This window comes from Streptomyces sp. NBC_00582 (genome assembly GCF_036345155.1).
Classification (GTDB): Bacteria; Actinomycetota; Actinomycetes; order Streptomycetales; family Streptomycetaceae; genus Streptomyces.
In genome coordinates this window covers 7902168-7918272 of sequence record NZ_CP107772.1, presented here as the reverse complement: position 1 = coordinate 7918272, position 16105 = coordinate 7902168, and the positions used below count along the sequence as shown (strand labels likewise).

Below are 16105 nucleotides of genomic sequence, written 5' to 3'. Positions count from 1 at the left end.
GGGCATGACGCCCAAAGAATCAGAAAGCGTAAAAGAGCAAGAAAACACCCTGGACGACCGGATCACCGGGGCCCTCGTCGGCGCGGCGGTCGGCGACGCCCTGGGCGGCCCCGTCGAGGGCTACTCTCCCGCCCAGATCGCGGAACGCCACGGCGGCCGCGTCCACGGCATCGTGGGCCCCTGGAACGGCGACGCCTGGCGCACCGCCCGCCCGATCGCGCCGTACCACAAGGGCGACGGACACGTCACCGACGACACCTTGATGACCCACGCGCTGATCAGGGTCTACGACCGGGTCCGCGACCACCTGGACGCGTACGCGATCACCGACCACCTGGTTCCGGACCTGATGACGAACCCCCGCTGGATCCCGGAGCTGGAGACCGAGGCCCTCCCCCTGCACCGGCTCTTCCTGGCGGAGAAATGGCTGGTGACCCGGCTCCACTACGGCCATGTGGACCCCCGGGAGGCCGGCACCGGCAACATCGTCAACTGCGGCGCGGCGATGTACATGGCCCCGGTCGGCCTGGTCAACGCGGCCCACCCGGCGGGGGCGTACGCCGAGGCCCTGGACATCGCGGGCGCCCACTCGTCCTCGTACGGCCGTGAGGCGGCGGGCGTCTTCGCGGCGGCGGTGGCGGCGGCCTGCGCCCCGGACGCGACCCCCGACTCGGTCGTGACCACCTGTCTGTCCCTGGCGAAGGACGGCACCCGCACCGCGATCGAGAAGGTCTGCGAAGAGGCGTCCCGGCACCGGGACTTCGAGTCGGCGCTGCTCCCGCTGCGCGAGGCGGTGGCCCCGTACGACACGGTGGGCCCCGACTACCGCAGACCCTCCCTGGCCGCCCGCCGCCCCTCCCGCCTGCACGCGATCGAGGAACTCCCGATCGCCCTGGGCATGTTGCTCGTGTCCGACGGCGACTACCGGCACGCGGTCCTCGGCGCGGTGAACTACGGCCGGGACTGCGACTCGATCGCCACGATGGCCGGCGCGATCACGGGCGCCCTCGGCTCCCCCGTCCCCGAGGACTGGTCGAAGCAGGTCGCGGAGGCGAGCCGCCTGGACCTCTGGGAACCGCCCCGCACCCTGGCCCGCGTCACCCGCGAGATCTTCGAGAAGGACGCCCAGGCACGCCGCTCCCACGAGACGGCCTTCACCACCCTGCTCGGAGGCCCGGGATGCTCCGCCTGACCTGGGTCCAACCGGAAGACCTCCTCGGCCACGAACTCCGCCAGGCCGCCGAGGACGGCCGCGAACCCTGGGCCATCGCAGCCCGCTGGCGAGCGGCAGGCGGCCCGGAGGCCCCGGCCGGAGCGGGAGCGTCCAGCCAACGCGCCTCCCGTTATCTGCGGCAACTGGCAGAGGACCTGCTGGACGAACTCGCCGACCTGCCCAGCAGGCTGGCAGAGGACGAACCCACGGACCTGGAACTCATCCGCAGCGGCACCCCGCAAGCGCGGGCCAGTGAAACCCACCCCCGGCCCGCCCCCACCCCGGCCGCCCTCGAAGCCGCCTGGCTCGGCAGAGCAGTCGGCTGCCTCCTGGGCAAACCGGTGGAGAAACTCCCCCTCGACGCCATCCGCCAACTCGCCAGATCCACCGGCAACTGGCCCCTCACCACCTACTTCACCGCCCGAGGCGTCCCCGAGAGCCTCCTCACCGACCACCCCTGGAACCGCCGCTCGGCGACCACCTCCCTCGCCGAGAACATCGACGGCATGCCCGAGGACGACGACCTCAACTACCCCCTCCTCAACCTCCTTCTGCTCCAACGCCACGGCACCGCCTTCACCACCACCGACGTGGCGAGACTCTGGCTCGACGAGCTCCCCCCCGGCCGCACCTTCACCGCCGAACGCCTCGCCTTCCGCAACCTCCTCTCCGGCATCGAACCCCCGCACACCGCCCGCCACCGCAACCCCTTCCGCGAATGGATCGGCGCCCTCATCCGCGCCGACGTCCACGGCTGGACCCACCCCGGCGCCCCCGAAGCGGCCGCGGAACAGGCCCATCGCGACGCCACCCTCACCCACACCGCCAACGGCGTCTACGCGGCGATGTTCACCGCGGCCACCATCGCGACGGCCGCGACCGGCGAGCACGACATCCACAGCTGCCTGCGCACCGGCCTCACGGTGATCCCACCCCGCTCCCGCCTCACGAAGGCCGTCACCCACGCGATCCAACTCGCCCATACGCACACCGACTTCGACACGGTCGTGGACGAACTCCACACCACCCACAAGGACCTGCACTGGGTCCACGCGATCCCCAACACCGCCCTGATCGCCGCGGCGCTCACCCACGCGAACGGCGACTTCACCGGCTCCATCTGCCGCGCGGTGTCCGGCGGCTGGGACACGGACTCCAACGGCGCGACGGCGGGCAGCGTCGCCGGCCTCCTCGCCGGCGACCCCGCCGCCCTCCCCGCCCCCTGGACGGCCCCCCTCAAGAACCGACTCGCCACCTCCGTCGCCGGCTTCGACGGCACCGGCTTCGACACCCTCGCCCACCTCACCTGGTCCCTCACCCACCGGGAGGCATCCCGCCCATGACCGACATCGTCGTGCTCGGCAGCACGAACATGGACCTCGTCGCCTACGTCGAGAAGGCCCCGCAGCGCGGGGAGACCGTGACGGGACGGGAGTTCCGTACGATCCCCGGCGGCAAGGGCGCCAACCAGGCGATCGCAGCCGCACACGCCGGAGGCACCGTCTCCATGATCGGCGCGGTCGGCAACGACTCCTTCGGCGCCCGTCTGCGCTCCACCCTGGAGCACTCCGGCGTCAACACCGACCATCTGCGCACGGTCGAGTTCCCCTCCGGCACCGCGCACATCGTCGTGGACGACGAGGGCGGCAACGCGATCGTCGTCGTCCCCGGCGCCAACGGCACCCTCGACCATCTCGTGCCCGGCGACGCGGGCCTGATCGCCTCCGCCGACGCGCTCCTCCTGCAGTTGGAGATCCCGCTGCCCGCCGTCGTCGCGGGCGCCCGCGCGGCCCGCGCCCACGGGGTCCGTACGATCCTCACCCCGGCCCCCGCCCAGCCGCTGCCGCCCGAACTCCTCGCCGCCGTCGACCTGCTGGTGCCGAACGAGCACGAGGCCACGACGCTCACCGGCCGCACCGACCCCCACGAGGCGGCCGCCGCGCTCCTGGAAGTCGTCCCCGAGGTCGTGATCACGCTCGGCGCGGCCGGCAGCCTCCACGCGGCCCGCGGCGCCGACCCGCTCACCGTCCCCGCCCCGCAGGTCACCGCCGTGGACTCCACCGGCGCCGGCGACACCTTCGTCGGCGCCCTCGCGGTGGCCCTCGGCGAGGAACGCCCCGTGCGGGAGGCCCTGGCGTGGGCGGCCACGGCGGCCGCGCTGTCGGTCCAGCGCCCGGGTGCCTCCGCCTCGATGCCGTACCGCTCCGAGATCGAGAAGCAGTACGCCTCATGACCGGGCCCACCACCACCCCGCTGCACGGTCTCCGCGTCCTCGACCTCGCCACCCTGTTCGCCGGCCCCCTCGCCGCCACCCTGCTCGGCGACTTCGGCGCGGAGGTCGTCAAGGTCGAGCACCCCACGAAACCGGACCCGTCCCGGGGCCACGGCCCGGCCAAGGACGGCATCGGCCTGTGGTGGAAGCTCCTCGGCCGCAACAAGCGCACGATCACGCTGAACCTCTCCACCCCGGGCGGCCGCGCCACCCTCCTGCGGCTCGCCGCCGGCGCCGATGTGATCATCGAGAACTTCCGCCCCGGCACCCTGGAGAAATGGGACCTCGGCTGGGAGGAGCTCTCCGCCGCCAACCCCCGGCTGGTGCTGACCCGGGTCACCGCCTTCGGTCAGTTCGGGCCGTACGCCCACCGCCCCGGCTTCGGCACCCTCGCCGAGGCGATGAGCGGCTTCGCCGCGATCACCGGGGAGCCGGACGCGCCACCGACGCTCCCGCCCTTCGGTCTCGCCGACTCCATCACCGCCCTGGCCACGGCCTACGCCGTCATGACCGCCCTCGCCGCCCGCGAACGCACCGGCGAGGGGCAGGTCGTGGACATGGCGATCATCGAGCCGATGCTGGCGGTCCTCGGTCCGCAGGCCCTCTGGTACGACCAACTGGGATACGTCCAGAAGCGCACCGGCAACCGCTCCGCCAACAACGCCCCGCGCAACACCTATCGCACGGCCGACGGCACCTGGGTCGCCGTCTCCACCTCGGCCCAGTCGATCGCGGAACGGGTGATGCGCCTGGTCGGCCGCCCCGAGCTGATCGACGAACCGTGGTTCGCGACGGGCGCCGACCGGGCCGCGCACGCCGACGTCCTCGACCAGGCGGTAGGCAGCTGGATCGCGGCCCGCTCCCGCACCGAGGTCCTTGCCGCCTTCGAGAAGGCGGAGGCCGCCGTCGCCCCCGTCCAGGACGTACGGGACGTGCTGGACGACCCCCAGTACCAGGCCCTCGGCACGGTCACCGCCGTCGACGACCCGGAGCTCGGCCGGATCCGTATGCAGAACGTCCTCTTCCGGCTCTCGGCGACCCCCGGCGCGATCCGCTGGACCGGCCGCCCGCACGGCGCCGACACCGACGAGGTCCTCACCGAGCTGGGCCTGACCGCCGCCGAGCTCTCCGCCCTGCGCGAGGAGGGCGCCCTGTGACCGCGCCCTTCCCCCTGACCTGGCTGTACGCCCCCGGGGACCGTCCGCACACCGTCACCAAGGCCCTCGCCTCGGGCGCCGACGTCGTGATCATCGACCTGGAGGACGCGGTCGCCCCCGACCGCAAGGCCTACGCCCGCAAGGCCACCGCCGAGCGCCTCTCCGAGCCCCAGCCGGTCCCGGTGCACGTCCGGGTGAACGCCCTCGACGGGCCGCTGGCCTCCGCCGACCTCCAGGCGGTGGCCGCCCTGCCCGGCGTCGCGGGACTGCGGCTGCCCAAGGTGACGGCCCCGCACCAGATCACCCGGATCGCCGAGACCACCGCCCCCGCGGAGGGCGGCGCACCCCCGCTGCACGCCCTGCTGGAGAGCGCCCTCGGCATCGAACACGCCTACGCCATCGCCTCCGCCCACCCCGCCCTGCGGGGCATCACCCTCGGCGAGGCCGACCTCCGCGCCGACCTCGGCATCCGCGACGACGCGGGCCTCGACTGGTCCCGCTCCCGGGTGGTCCTCGCCGCCCGGGCCGCGGGCCTCGCCCCGCCCTCGCAGTCCGTCCACCCCGACACCCGGGACCTCAACGGCCTCGCGGCCTCCTGCGCCCATGGCCGCGCCCTCGGCTTCCTGGGCCGCGCCGCGATCCACCCGCGCCAGCTCCCCATCATCGAGCGCGCCTACCTGCCCACCGAGCAGGAACTGGACGAGGCCGAGACGATCGTCAAGGCGGCGGTGACGGAACAGGGCGCCCAGGCCCTCCCGGACGGCCGCTTCATCGACGCGGCGGTGGTGTCGGCGGCCCAACGCACCCTGTCCCTCGCGGCCCGCCGCGACTGACTCCTTCCACGACGGAGGGCGCCCGGGAAACCCGGGCGCCCTCCGTCGTCGTAGAACCAGCCGTCAGCTGTTCTTACCGGCCGACTCGGCCTCGTCCTTTTCCTTTTCCTTTTCCTCGTCCTCGGCCTCGGCCTTGTCCTCGGCCTTGTCCTCGGCCTCAGCCTTCTGGTCGGCCTCGGCCTTCTGGTCGGCCTCAGTCTTGTCCTCGGCCTTGTTCTCGGGCTCGCTCTCGGGCTCGGCCGCACCGTCGGATCCGGCCGCACCGCCGGAGGCAAGAGGCTCGACGACCTCTTCCCGGCCGGGCCGCTTCTTCGCCGACACCACGATGTACGTCACCGCGAGCAGCCCCACGATGATCGCGGTCCACACGTTGAGCCGGATGCCGAAGATGTGGTGCGCGTCGTCGATGCGCATGTACTCGATCCAACCGCGCCCCGCGCAGTACGCGGCGACGTACAGCGCGAACGCCCGCCCGTGCCCCAGCTTGAAGCGGCGGTCCGCCCAGAGGACGAGGAGCGCGACACCGATGCACCACAGCGACTCGTACAGGAACGTCGGGTGGTAGTACCCCGGCACCCGGCCGTCCGCGGAGGACGTGATGTGCAGGGCCCAGGGCAGGTCGGTCGGCTTGCCGTACAGCTCCTGGTTGAACCAGTTGCCCCAGCGGCCGATGGCCTGCGCCAGGGCGATGCCGGGAGCGATGGCGTCGGCGTAGGCGGGCAGCGCGATGCCCCGGCGGCGGCAGCCGATCCAGGCGCCGACCGCGCCGAGGGAGATCGCGCCCCAGATGCCGAGGCCGCCCTCCCAGACCTTGAAGGCGTCCACCCAGTCACGGCCCTCGGTGAAGTAGAGCTCGTAGTCCGTGATCACGTGGTAGAGCCGGCCGCCGACCAGTCCGAAGGGCACGGCCCAGACCGCGATGTCGGCCACCGTGCCGGCCTGCCCGCCCCGGGCGAGCCAGCGCTTGTTGCCGAGCCAGACCGCGACGAAGACGCCGATGATGATGCAGAACGCGTAGCCGCGCAGCGGAATGGGGCCGAGGTACAGCACCCCGCGCGACGGGCTGGGAATGTAGGCAAGTTCCATGGCAGGTCCGACGCTACCCTGCCGCACCGGGCCCACGACGGGCAGCCCGGCTACGGCTCCATAACGGGCCGGTGAGAAACCCTCACCCCTGGTTGGCCTCCTCCACCATCTGCTTGAACTTGGCCGGGGTCATCGTCCGGTCCTGGTAGATGTTCTTGCCGTTGAAGAGCACGGTGGGCGTGCCGCCGAAGCCGCCGTTCTGGAAGGCCTGGTTGGACTTCACGACCCAGCTGTTGTGCGTGCCCTTCTCGACACAGGCGCGGAACGCCGGCGTGTCGAGGCCGTCGACCTTGCCGGCCAGCTCGATCAGCTCGCTGTTCTTGCTGTAGGCGTCGTTCGTCTCCTCGGGCTGGTTCTCGTACAGCACGTCGTGGTAGGCGGTGAACTTCCCCGCGTTCTGGGCGCAGGCCGCCGCGTTGGCCGCGTTGCGGGAGCCGCTGCCGCCCATGTTGCCGTCGATGAGGGTGGCCAGGTGGTACTCCACCCTCAGCTTCCCGGCGTCCGCCAGCTCGTGGATCGTCGGTCTGTACGCCGTTTCGAAGGCCTTGCAGGCGGGGCAGCGGAAGTCCTCCCACACCGTGAGCGTGGACGGGGCGTCGTCCTTGCCGACCGGGATCGCCAGGGAGTCCTTGCCCGTGGCCCCCGTGGGCGCCACGACCGGGCCGGACTTGGCGCTGTCCTCGTCCTTGCCGGAGTTCGCGGCGACGACGCCGATCACCGCGGCCAGGCCCAGCACACAGACGACGCTCGCGCCGACGATCAGTGTGCGTCGCCGCCGCTCGGCGGCCTTCTGCTTCTCGCGCTCCACCGCCAGTCGCTCCCGGGCGGTGCGCTTTCCCTCTCGATTCTTCTCGCTCACACCCCCAGAACGAACCGGGGAGGCCCAATGAGCCCCCCCGGTCCCAGGTCCACCTGTACGGGTGAACCGCACGACATGTCCCGCTCTGCTACCCCTGCCCGCGCACGCCCTTCGCCAGGTCACCGGCGAGGGCCCGGACGGCCTCGACGCCGGCCGCGTCGTCCGGCGCGTCCAGCATCCGCTTGACGAAGGCCGAGCCGACGATCACACCGTCGGCGAAACCGGCGACCTCGGCGGCCTGCCGGGCGTTGGAGACACCGAGGCCGACGCAGACGGGCAGGGCGGAGCCGGTGGCCCGGGTGCGTTCGACCAGGTCGTGGGCCTGCGCGCCGACCGACTCACGGGTGCCGGTGACGCCCATGAGCGAGGCGGCGTAGACGAAGCCGCTGCCCGCCGCGGTGATCTGCGCCAGCCGCTCGTCCTTGCTGCTGGGCGCCACGACGAAGACCGTCGCGAGGCCGTGCTTCTCGGCGTGCTCCCTCCACAGCGCCGACTCCTGCACCGGCAGGTCGGGCAGGATGCAGCCCGCGCCGCCCGCCTCGGCCAGCTCGGCGGTGAACCGCTCGACGCCGTAGCGGTCGATGGGGTTCCAGTACGTCATGACGAGCACCGGCTTCCCGGTGGCCTCATGGGCCTCCTTGACCGTGCGCATGACGTCCGCGATCTTGACGCCGCCGCGCAGGGCGATGTCGTCTGCGGTCTGGATGACCGGGCCGTCCAGGACGGGGTCGCTGTGCGGCAGACCCACCTCGACCACGTCCGCGCCGCCGTCGAAGACGGCCTTGATGGCCTCGATGCCGCCGTCCACGGTCGGGAACCCGGCCGGGAGGTAGGCGATGAGGGCGGAGCGGCCCTCGGCCTTGGCGGCCGCCAGGGTGTCCGACAGCAGCTGAATGTTCCCGCTCACTTGGCGTCCCCCTCGATCTCGGCGGTGTCGGCCGCGTTGGCGGCGACCTCGGCGTCGGTGTCGTACAGCCCGAAGTAGCGGGCGGCCGTGTCCATGTCCTTGTCGCCGCGGCCGGACAGGTTGACGACGATCAGCCCGTCCTTGCCGAGCTCCCTGCCGACCTCCAGGGCCCCGGCGAGGGCGTGCGCGGACTCGATGGCCGGGATGATGCCCTCGGTGCGCGAGAGCAGGCGCAGGGCCTGCATGGCGGCGTCGTCCGTGACCGCGCGGTACTCGCCGCGGCCGCTGTCCTTGAGGTACGAGTGCTCGGGGCCGATGCCCGGGTAGTCCAGGCCCGCCGAGATGGAGTACGGCTCGGTGATCTGGCCCTCGTCGTCCTGGAGGACGTAGGAGCGCGAGCCGTGCAGGATGCCGGGCTCACCGGCGGTGAGGGTCGCCGCGTGCTCGCCGGTCTCCACGCCGTGGCCGGCCGGCTCGCAGCCGATCAGCCGGACGGAGGTGTCCGGGATGAAGGCGTGGAAGAGGCCGATGGCGTTGGAGCCGCCGCCGACGCAGGCGATCGCCGCGTCGGGCAGGCGGCCGGCGCGCTCCAGGAGCTGGCGGCGGGCCTCGACGCCGATGACGCGGTGGAAGTCGCGGACCATCGCGGGGAAGGGGTGCGGGCCGGCGACCGTGCCGAAGAGGTAGTGGGTGTGGTCGACGTTGGCCACCCAGTCGCGGAACGCCTCGTTGATGGCGTCCTTGAGCGTGCGGCTGCCGGACTTCACGGCGACGACCTCGGCGCCGAGCATGCGCATACGGGCCACGTTGAGCGCCTGGCGCCGGGTGTCGATCTCGCCCATGTAGATCGTGCACTCGAGGCCGAACAGGGCGCAGGCGGTGGCCGTGGCCACACCGTGCTGGCCGGCGCCGGTCTCGGCGATGACCCTCGTCTTGCCCATGCGCCTGGTGAGCAGGGCCTGGCCGAGAACGTTGTTGATCTTGTGGGAGCCGGTGTGGTTGAGGTCCTCCCGCTTGAGGAAGATCCTCGCGCCACCGGCGTGTTCGGCGAACCTCGGCACCTCGGTGAGGGAACTGGGGCGGCCGGTGTAGTGGACCAGCAGGTCGTCGAGCTCGCGGGCGAACTCGGGGTCGTGCTTGGCCTTGTCGTACTCGACGGCCACCTCGTCCACGGCGGCGACGAGGGCCTCCGGGATGAACTTGCCGCCGAAGGCGCCGAAGTAGCCTTCGGCGGTGGGGACCTGACCTTCGGGGTCGGGAATGAAGAACTCGCTGGGCATGCGGATACCTCACGGTGAGTGTTGGTGGAGAAACACGAATCGCCGTGGGGGCGGAGCTTGGTGGGCGACCTCAGGCAGTGGGCTGGTCGCGCAGTTCCCCGCGCCCCTCAGGGGCGCGCTGCCATCGACGTCCGTTGACCTGTCCCGGTTCGTCTCCGATGACGTACCGCACCCGGCGGCCGTGGACGCGCCTCGCCGGGGCTCGGCAGCCCCTCGGGCGGCAGCCGCGCGCGAGGCGGGCGTACCGGTCCACGGTCGTCACGGTGAGAGTCATCGGGGCCAGCCTAGCGGGTGATCAGCCCCGGCCGTGACGCAGTGCGGGGTGCTCGCCCGCCGCGACCAGGTCGGCCACCGCCGTCTTCGGGTCGCGGCCGGTCACCAGGGACTCGCCGACCAGGACCGCGTCGGCTCCCGCGTTGGCGTACGCGATGAGGTCGTGGGGGCCGCGGACGCCGGACTCGGCGACCTTGACGATGTGGTCGGGGATCTCGGGGGCGATCCGCTCGAAGGTGCCGCGGTCGACCTCGAGGGTCTTCAGGTTGCGCGCGTTGACGCCGATGATCCGGGCGCCCGCGTCCACCGCGCGCTCGACCTCCTCCTCGTCGTGCACCTCGACGAGCGGGGTGAGGCCGATGGAGACGGCGCGCTCGATCAGCGACTCCAGGGCCGGCTGGTCGAGGGCGGCCACGATCAGCAGCGCGAGGTCGGCGCCGTGCGCGCGGGCCTCCCACAGCTGGTACGACGTGACGATGAAGTCCTTGCGCAGCACCGGGATGTCGACGCGGGCGCGGACGGCGTCCAGGTCGGCCAGCGAGCCGCCGAAGCGGCGCTGTTCGGTGAGGACGGAGATGACGGCGGCGCCGCCCGCCTCGTAGTCGGCGGCGAGGCCCGCCGGGTCGGCGATGGCGGCCAGCGCGCCCTTGGACGGGCTGGAGCGCTTGACCTCGCAGATCACCTTGACGCCGTCGCCCTTGAGCGCGGCGGCACCGTCCTTGGCGGCCTGCGCCTTGGCCGCGCGCTCCTTGAGCTCGTCGAGGCTGACGCGCGCCTGCCGCTCCGCGAGGTCGGCACGGACTCCGTCGATGATCTCGTCGAGCACACTCACGCGAGCGGCCCCCTTCCGGGCAACCAGTGGAGAACGATGGTCACTGCGATGGTATCCGCAGGAGGGGTGCCGCCTCACATCCGGTGGAGCGCGGTCCCACTACCTGGACATTCGCCCGTTGATCAAGGGTGCAGCCAGCCACCGAACGGCAGGTTCCGGACAACCGTGAAGACCAGCACCGACGCGCCCAGCGACCACAGGGCGACCGGGCCGAGGTCGATCCGCAGCGGCCGTCCGCGCGCCGCGCGGACCACCCAGACGGTCCATACGACGGCGAAGAACAGGTAGCCGGCCACCGCGAGGGCGTTGGCGTGCAGGGCGGTGAGGACGTCGCCGTGGGCGAAGGCGTGCGCGCTGCGCAGGCCGCCGCAGCCGGGGCAGTACAGGCCCGTGACGCGGAGCAGGGGGCAGACGGGGTAGTGGCCGGGCTCGTTCGGGTCGACGGCCCCGACGTACGCGAAGGCCCCGGCGACGGCGGCGAGGATCCCGGCGGGCACGGCGAGGCGTCCCACGGCCGTGGACGGCGTCCGTGGGCCCGTCGGTGTCACCCTCCGGCTGTCGGCGTTCACGTCCCGCATTCTGCCCTTCCGGGGGCGCACACGCGCGTGAGGGGCGACCGGCGCGTGTGCCGGTCGCCCCTCACGGGGAGTGCTCCGGGCGGTCAGCCCTCGGCGGCGACGGGCTCGGGCTTCGCCGTCGCCGCGACCTTGTGTGCCGGGTGGGCGTCCTTCGGCTGGCCCAGGCCCGCGGCACGCATCAGGCCGCCGACGACCCCGCCGAGGGCCACGATCACCATGCCGGCCCAGAAGCCCACCGGCTGGGCCATCACCATGAACGCGCCCGCGACGCAGAAACCGATGAAGGCGATGGTGACACCGGTCCAGGCGGCCGGGGTGTGTCCGTGGCTGCTGCCCGCCATGACTTGCTCCTCATTGCTGTCTATGTGTCCGTCCGAGCCGGAGGCTCGCCGTCCATTGTCCCGTACGCGCCCGCGTACGGGACGCGGGGGTGGCTTCCGTTCGCGTCTGATTCACCACATCGGGAAGCCCCGGCGCGGGTCGCCCGGCTCGAGGTCAGGCCGGGTCGGTGCCGGTCGGGTCCTCGCCGCGGTCCAGGGCCTTCCAGATCTCCTCGGGCCGCTCCGGGTCGGCGGGCCGCGCGGCCCGCCGCTGACGGGGGGCGCCGCCGCGCTCGTAGCGGCCGGACATGGCGGGCCACTGGCGGCCGTAGCGCAGGGCCAGCAGGCCCGCCAGCAGGATCAGGACACCGCCGACGACCGCGACATAGGGCCAGGCGGTGTGGGTGAAGGAGGCGACGGTGGCGGAGGTGTCGCCGGAGGCCCGCGCGGCCTGTTCGTCGAGCGCGGAGTCGTCGGAGGCTCCGGTCAGGGCGGCGACGACGATGCCGACGCCGGAGAGCGCGAGGAGGGCGGAGACCGCGAGGCGGCCGGCCTTGCGGACGGCGAAGACGGCGACGAGCGCGGCGAGGCCCACTATGGCGAGCGCCGCGGGCACGCCCGTGACGTCGCTGCCCTTGGCGGTGAGGGCGAAGGGGCCGCCGGCCACCGTCGCCGTGCCCTGCGACCAGCGCTGCCGGGTGGAGAGCAGCGCCACGGCCGCGCCCAGCGCACCGGACATCAGGGCGAGGCCGAGGCTCAGCCGGCCGGCCCGGGCGGAGGCGGCGGATACGGAACGGGGGTGAGGTACAGCGGTCACGGAGTCCACTATCGCCTGAACCCCGGGCCAACCGTCACCCGGGGCTCAGTGATTCACGCAACCACCGCGCCCACCCCGTCCGGAGGGCTACGTCCCGAGCCGGTTCGCGGTGTGGACCGCGCGCAGGACCGCGGCCGCCTTGTTGCGGCACTCCTGGTCCTCGGCGAGCGGGTCGGAGTCGGCGACGATGCCGGCGCCGGCCTGGACGTGCGCGGTGCCGTCGCGCAGCAGGGCGGTGCGGATGGCGATGGCGGTGTCGGAGTCGCCCGCGAAGTCCAGGTAACCCACGCAGCCGCCGTACAGACCGCGCCGGGACGGCTCCAGCTCGTCGATGATCTGCATGGCGCGGGGCTTGGGGGCGCCGGAGAGGGTCCCGGCGGGGAAGCAGGCGGTGAGGACGTCGAAGGCGGTGCGGCCGGGGGCGACCTTGCCGGTGACCGTCGAGACGATGTGCATGACGTGCGAGTACCGCTCGATGGACATGAAGTCGACGACCTCGACCGAGCCGGGCTCGCAGACCCTTCCCAGGTCGTTGCGGCCGAGGTCGACGAGCATGAGGTGCTCGGCGCGCTCCTTGGGGTCGGCGAGGAGTTCGTCGGCGAGGGCCTGGTCCTCCTGCGGGGTGGCGCCGCGGTGCCGGGTGCCGGCGATGGGGTGGACCATGGCCCGCCCGTCCTCGACCTTGACCAGGGCCTCGGGGGACGAGCCGACGACGTCGAAGCCGTCGAAGCGGAACAGGTACATGTACGGCGAGGGGTTGGTGGCCCGCAGCACGCGGTAGACGTCCAGCGCGCTCGCCGTGCACGGCGTCTCGAAGCGCTGCGAGGGGACGACCTGGAAGGCCTCGCCCGCGCGGATGCGCTCCTTGATGTCCTCGACGGCCTCCTGGAAGTCGGGGCCGCCCCAGCGGGCGGTGTACTCGGGGAGCTCGGAGGGCGGCAGCACGGCCGGGGGCTGGGCCACCGCGCGCGTGAGGTCGGCCTCCATGGCGTCGAGACGGGCCACCGCGTCCGTGTACGCCTCGTCGACGCCGGTGTCGAGGTCGTTGTGGTTGATCGCGTTGGCGATCAGCAGAACCGAGCCCTCCCAGTGGTCCATGACGGCGAGGTCGCTGGTCAGGAGCATGGTCAGCTCGGGGAGCTGCAGGTCGTCGCGCTCGCCGGGGCCGATCTTCTCCAGGCGGCGCACGATGTCGTAGCCGAGGTAGCCGACCATGCCGCCGGTGAAGGGCGGCAGACCCTCCTGGTGGGGGGTGTGCAGGGCCTCGATGGTGGCGCGCAGGGCGGCCAGCGGGTCGCCGTCGACGGGGACGCCGACGGGCGGGGCGCCGAACCAGTGGGCCCGGCCGTCGCGGGCGGTCAGGGTCGCCGCGGACCGGACGCCCACGAAGGAGTACCGGGACCACGAGCGGCCGTTCTCCGCGGACTCCAGCAGGAAGGTGCCGGGGCGCTCGGCGGCGAGCTTGCGGTAGAGGGCGACCGGGGTGTCACCGTCGGCGAGCAGCTTGCGCGTGACCGGGATGACGCGCCGGTCGGTGGCGAGCTTGCGGAAGGTATCGAGGTCCATGGCGGCTGACCTTACTGACCCTCGGCCCGTACGCCGGAATCGGCGGCCCCGAGCAGCACGTCGGCGTCGAAGCAGGTGCGCGCGCCGGTGTGGCAGGCGGCGCCGATCTGGTCGACCTTGACCAGCAGGGTGTCGGCGTCGCAGTCCAGCGCCACGGACTTCACCCACTGGAAGTGGCCGGAGGTGTCGCCCTTGACCCAGTACTCCCGGCGGCTGCGCGACCAGTAGGTGCAGCGGCCGGTGGTGAGGGTGCGGTGCAGCGCCTCGTCGTCCATCCAGCCGAGCATGAGCACCTCGCCGGTGTCGTACTGCTGGGCGATGGCGGGGACGAGCCCGTCGGCGCTGCGCTTGAGGCGGGCGGCGATCTCGGGGTCGAGGGTGCTGGGCGGGGGCGTGCTGGTCATGGGTGCCATTGTGCCGCGCGCCGCTGACAGTGACGGGGCGTCGTCCACTGGTTGGGCAGGGGCCGCCCGGAGGGCCTCGGTGAGGGGTGGTGGCCGGGAGACGGGTGGGCGGACGCTTTACGCAGTCGTAGGCTGACCGCATGTCGACTTTCGCCAAGCGTGAACGGCTCCTTCTCGCCGACCTCTTGGAGACCGCCGGTCCGGGCGCCCCAACCCTGTGCGAGGGCTGGAAAACGCAGGACCTGGCCGCCCACGTGGTGGTGCGGGAGCGCCGTCCGGACGCCGCCGGGGGCATCCTGATCAAGCAGCTCGCGCCCCGGCTGGACAAGGTGATGGGCGAGTTCGCCGCGAAGCCGTACGAGGAGCTGATCCAGCTCATCCGTACGGGGCCACCGCGGTTCTCCCCCTTCCAGCTCAAGCAGATCGACGAGGCGTCCAACACGATCGAGTTCTACGTCCACACGGAGGACGTCCGCCGGGCCCAGCCCGACTGGACGACCCGGGAGCTCGACCCGGTCTTCCAGGACGCCCTGTGGTCCCGGCTGGAACGCACCGCCCGGCTGATGGGCCGCGGCTCGCCGACCGGTCTGGTGCTGCGCCGCGCGGACGGCCGTACGGCGGTCGCGCAGCGGGGCACGCCGGTGGTGACGGTCACCGGGGAGCCGTCGGAGCTGCTGCTGTTCCTGTACGGCCGGCAGAGCGCCGCGAAGGTGGAGCTGGACGGCGACGAGGACGCCATCGAGAAGCTGCACAGCGGCAGGCAACTGGGCATCTGAGCCGGCCGGACCCGAGCGGGCTGAAAGGGCACCCCCGTGATCAAAGTAGCCATGACCAGCGTGTACGTCGACGACGTCGCGAAGGCCCACGCGTTCTACACGGACGTGCTGGGGTTCGAGACCCGGATGCACATGGACCTCGGCGGCGGCACGCTGTTCGTCACCGTCGGCGCGCCCGAGGGCGCCCAGCAGGACCTGCAGCTCCTGCTGGAGCCCGGTCAGGGGCCCATCGCGGAGCCGTACCGCACGGCGGTGAAGGGGGCGGGGCTGCCCTGCATCGTCTTCTCGGTGGACGACATCCACCGGGAGTACGAGCGGCTGCGCGCCCTGGGCGTGGAGTTCACCCAGGCCCCGCAGGAGCAGGGTCCGGTGATCATGGCCGTCCTGGACGACACGGTGGGCAATCTGGTGCAGCTGGCGCAGCCGAAGGGCTGATCAGCGGGGCAGCCCGGCGAGCGCAGGGCGGGGACGCACAGCGCGACGACTCCGCCGAGGCCGCAGACCGCCGCGCCGGCCAGGAAGACCGGGCCGCATCCCCACGCCCCGATCGCGGCGGCGGACAGGGGCATGCCGAGCGGTGCCACGCCGAGACCGCCAGACTGGACACGGCGGCGATCGCCGGGACGTACGCGAGGGCTCCGAAAGGACCGCTGCTCCGGGAAGAGCCGTGACGCCGCCGGGTGGATGGCCGCCTTCTCCGGTGCGTCCCGGAAGTCCTCGTCCCGGACGCCGGCCCCGTCCGAGGCCGGTTGCCACCAGCGCTCCCGGGCGTCGGTGCTGGGTTGCCCGGCCTCCTCGATGAGGCCGTGCCCGGCGAGCTTGCGCAGGTGGTAGCCGACGAGCGACACGGCCTCGTCGATCTGCTCGGCCAACCGGGAGGCCGTCGCGGACTCGGCGACGAACGGCAATCGGTGCGTCTCCCCACAGGTGAG

Annotated in this window: 18 protein-coding genes and 2 pseudogenes; 7 read left to right on the top strand and 13 right to left on the bottom strand. The window is 72.7% G+C overall.

From position 1 onward, the window contains the following. Positions 1-4: 4 nt before the first annotated feature. From OG852_RS35815 to OG852_RS35795, 5 genes are read left to right on the top strand one after another with little or no spacing between them, the layout of a single operon-like run. Positions 5-1192: an ADP-ribosylglycohydrolase family protein gene (locus tag OG852_RS35815; RefSeq protein ID WP_330350095.1), complete on the top strand. Its 1188-nt coding sequence runs from the start codon at positions 5-7 to the stop codon at positions 1190-1192. Further along, entirely contained in the window at positions 1180-2556 is a 1377-nt protein-coding gene (locus OG852_RS35810) for an ADP-ribosylglycohydrolase family protein (RefSeq protein WP_330350094.1), read from the top strand. The genes OG852_RS35815 and OG852_RS35810 overlap by 13 nt, the downstream gene beginning before the upstream one ends. Continuing rightward, positions 2553-3446 carry a ribokinase gene (rbsK, locus tag OG852_RS35805; protein ID WP_133910128.1) on the top strand — a complete coding sequence of 298 codons (894 nt, stop codon included), beginning with the start codon at positions 2553-2555 and terminating at the stop codon, positions 3444-3446. Before OG852_RS35810 ends, rbsK begins: the two co-directional genes overlap by 4 nt. Then, a complete protein-coding gene (locus OG852_RS35800; RefSeq protein WP_133910127.1) occupies positions 3443-4642 on the top strand; it encodes a CaiB/BaiF CoA transferase family protein in 1200 nt (399 codons plus the stop codon). The genes rbsK and OG852_RS35800 overlap by 4 nt, the downstream gene beginning before the upstream one ends. After that, positions 4639-5475, top strand: coding sequence for an HpcH/HpaI aldolase/citrate lyase family protein (locus tag OG852_RS35795; RefSeq protein WP_133910126.1), 837 nt, complete (start codon positions 4639-4641; stop codon positions 5473-5475). The genes OG852_RS35800 and OG852_RS35795 overlap by 4 nt, the downstream gene beginning before the upstream one ends. 63 nt (positions 5476-5538) lie before the next feature. Here the strand turns inward: OG852_RS35795 and lgt are convergent, their stop codons facing one another. The 11 genes from lgt to hisI form a co-directional block, all read right to left on the bottom strand. Then, a complete protein-coding gene (lgt, locus tag OG852_RS35790; RefSeq protein ID WP_330350093.1) occupies positions 5539-6561 on the bottom strand; it encodes a prolipoprotein diacylglyceryl transferase in 1023 nt (340 codons plus the stop codon). Positions 6562-6643: 82 nt separating this feature from the next. Continuing rightward, positions 6644-7420 carry a thioredoxin domain-containing protein gene (locus OG852_RS35785; RefSeq protein ID WP_133910124.1) on the bottom strand — a complete coding sequence of 259 codons (777 nt, stop codon included), beginning with the start codon at positions 7418-7420 and terminating at the stop codon, positions 6644-6646. A gap of 88 nt (positions 7421-7508) precedes the next feature. Beyond that, the gene (trpA, locus tag OG852_RS35780) at positions 7509-8327 is read right to left on the bottom strand and encodes a tryptophan synthase subunit alpha (protein WP_330350092.1); all 819 of its coding nucleotides are present in this window, start codon (positions 8325-8327) and stop codon (positions 7509-7511) included. Continuing rightward, positions 8324-9607, bottom strand: coding sequence for a tryptophan synthase subunit beta (gene trpB / locus OG852_RS35775; RefSeq protein WP_133910122.1), 1284 nt, complete (start codon positions 9605-9607; stop codon positions 8324-8326). Before trpB ends, trpA begins: the two co-directional genes overlap by 4 nt. 70 nt (positions 9608-9677) lie before the next feature. Next, complete coding sequence (gene trpM / locus OG852_RS35770) at positions 9678-9881, bottom strand: tryptophan biosynthesis modulator TrpM (protein ID WP_133910121.1); 204 nt, start codon at positions 9879-9881, stop codon at positions 9678-9680. A 21-nt stretch (positions 9882-9902) separates the two neighbouring features. Continuing rightward, complete coding sequence (gene trpC, locus OG852_RS35765) at positions 9903-10712, bottom strand: indole-3-glycerol phosphate synthase TrpC (protein WP_330350091.1); 810 nt, start codon at positions 10710-10712, stop codon at positions 9903-9905. A 122-nt stretch (positions 10713-10834) separates the two neighbouring features. After that, positions 10835-11290: a DUF2752 domain-containing protein gene (locus OG852_RS35760; protein WP_330350090.1), complete on the bottom strand. Its 456-nt coding sequence runs from the start codon at positions 11288-11290 to the stop codon at positions 10835-10837. An 83-nt stretch (positions 11291-11373) separates the two neighbouring features. After that, positions 11374-11631, bottom strand: coding sequence for an HGxxPAAW family protein (locus OG852_RS35755; protein ID WP_133910118.1), 258 nt, complete (start codon positions 11629-11631; stop codon positions 11374-11376). Between the two features lie 154 nt (positions 11632-11785). Beyond that, on the bottom strand, positions 11786-12436 hold the full coding sequence (locus OG852_RS35750; RefSeq protein ID WP_330350089.1) for a TIGR02234 family membrane protein: 651 nt from the start codon (positions 12434-12436) through the stop codon (positions 11786-11788). A 78-nt stretch (positions 12437-12514) separates the two neighbouring features. Beyond that, the gene (locus OG852_RS35745) at positions 12515-13993 is read right to left on the bottom strand and encodes an anthranilate synthase component I (RefSeq protein ID WP_330350088.1); all 1479 of its coding nucleotides are present in this window, start codon (positions 13991-13993) and stop codon (positions 12515-12517) included. 11 nt (positions 13994-14004) lie between these two features. After that, positions 14005-14397 (bottom strand): phosphoribosyl-AMP cyclohydrolase, encoded by a 393-nt coding sequence (hisI, locus tag OG852_RS35740; RefSeq protein ID WP_133910115.1) that lies wholly within the window; start codon positions 14395-14397, stop codon positions 14005-14007. Between the two features lie 140 nt (positions 14398-14537). On the opposite strand from hisI, the gene OG852_RS35735 reads away from it, so the two are divergent. Further along, the gene (locus OG852_RS35735; RefSeq protein WP_133910114.1) at positions 14538-15173 is read left to right on the top strand and encodes a TIGR03085 family metal-binding protein; all 636 of its coding nucleotides are present in this window, start codon (positions 14538-14540) and stop codon (positions 15171-15173) included. 36 nt (positions 15174-15209) lie between these two features. Next, positions 15210-15608, top strand: coding sequence for a VOC family protein (locus OG852_RS35730; protein ID WP_133910113.1), 399 nt, complete (start codon positions 15210-15212; stop codon positions 15606-15608). 5 nt (positions 15609-15613) lie between these two features. Here the strand turns inward: OG852_RS35730 and OG852_RS35725 are convergent. Then, positions 15614-15763: pseudogene (locus OG852_RS35725) on the bottom strand (MFS transporter); the annotation flags it as partial. Positions 15764-15817: 54 nt separating this feature from the next. Then, a pseudogene (locus OG852_RS35720) lies at positions 15818-16081 on the bottom strand (transcriptional regulator); the annotation flags it as partial. Positions 16082-16105: the final 24 nt, after the last annotated feature.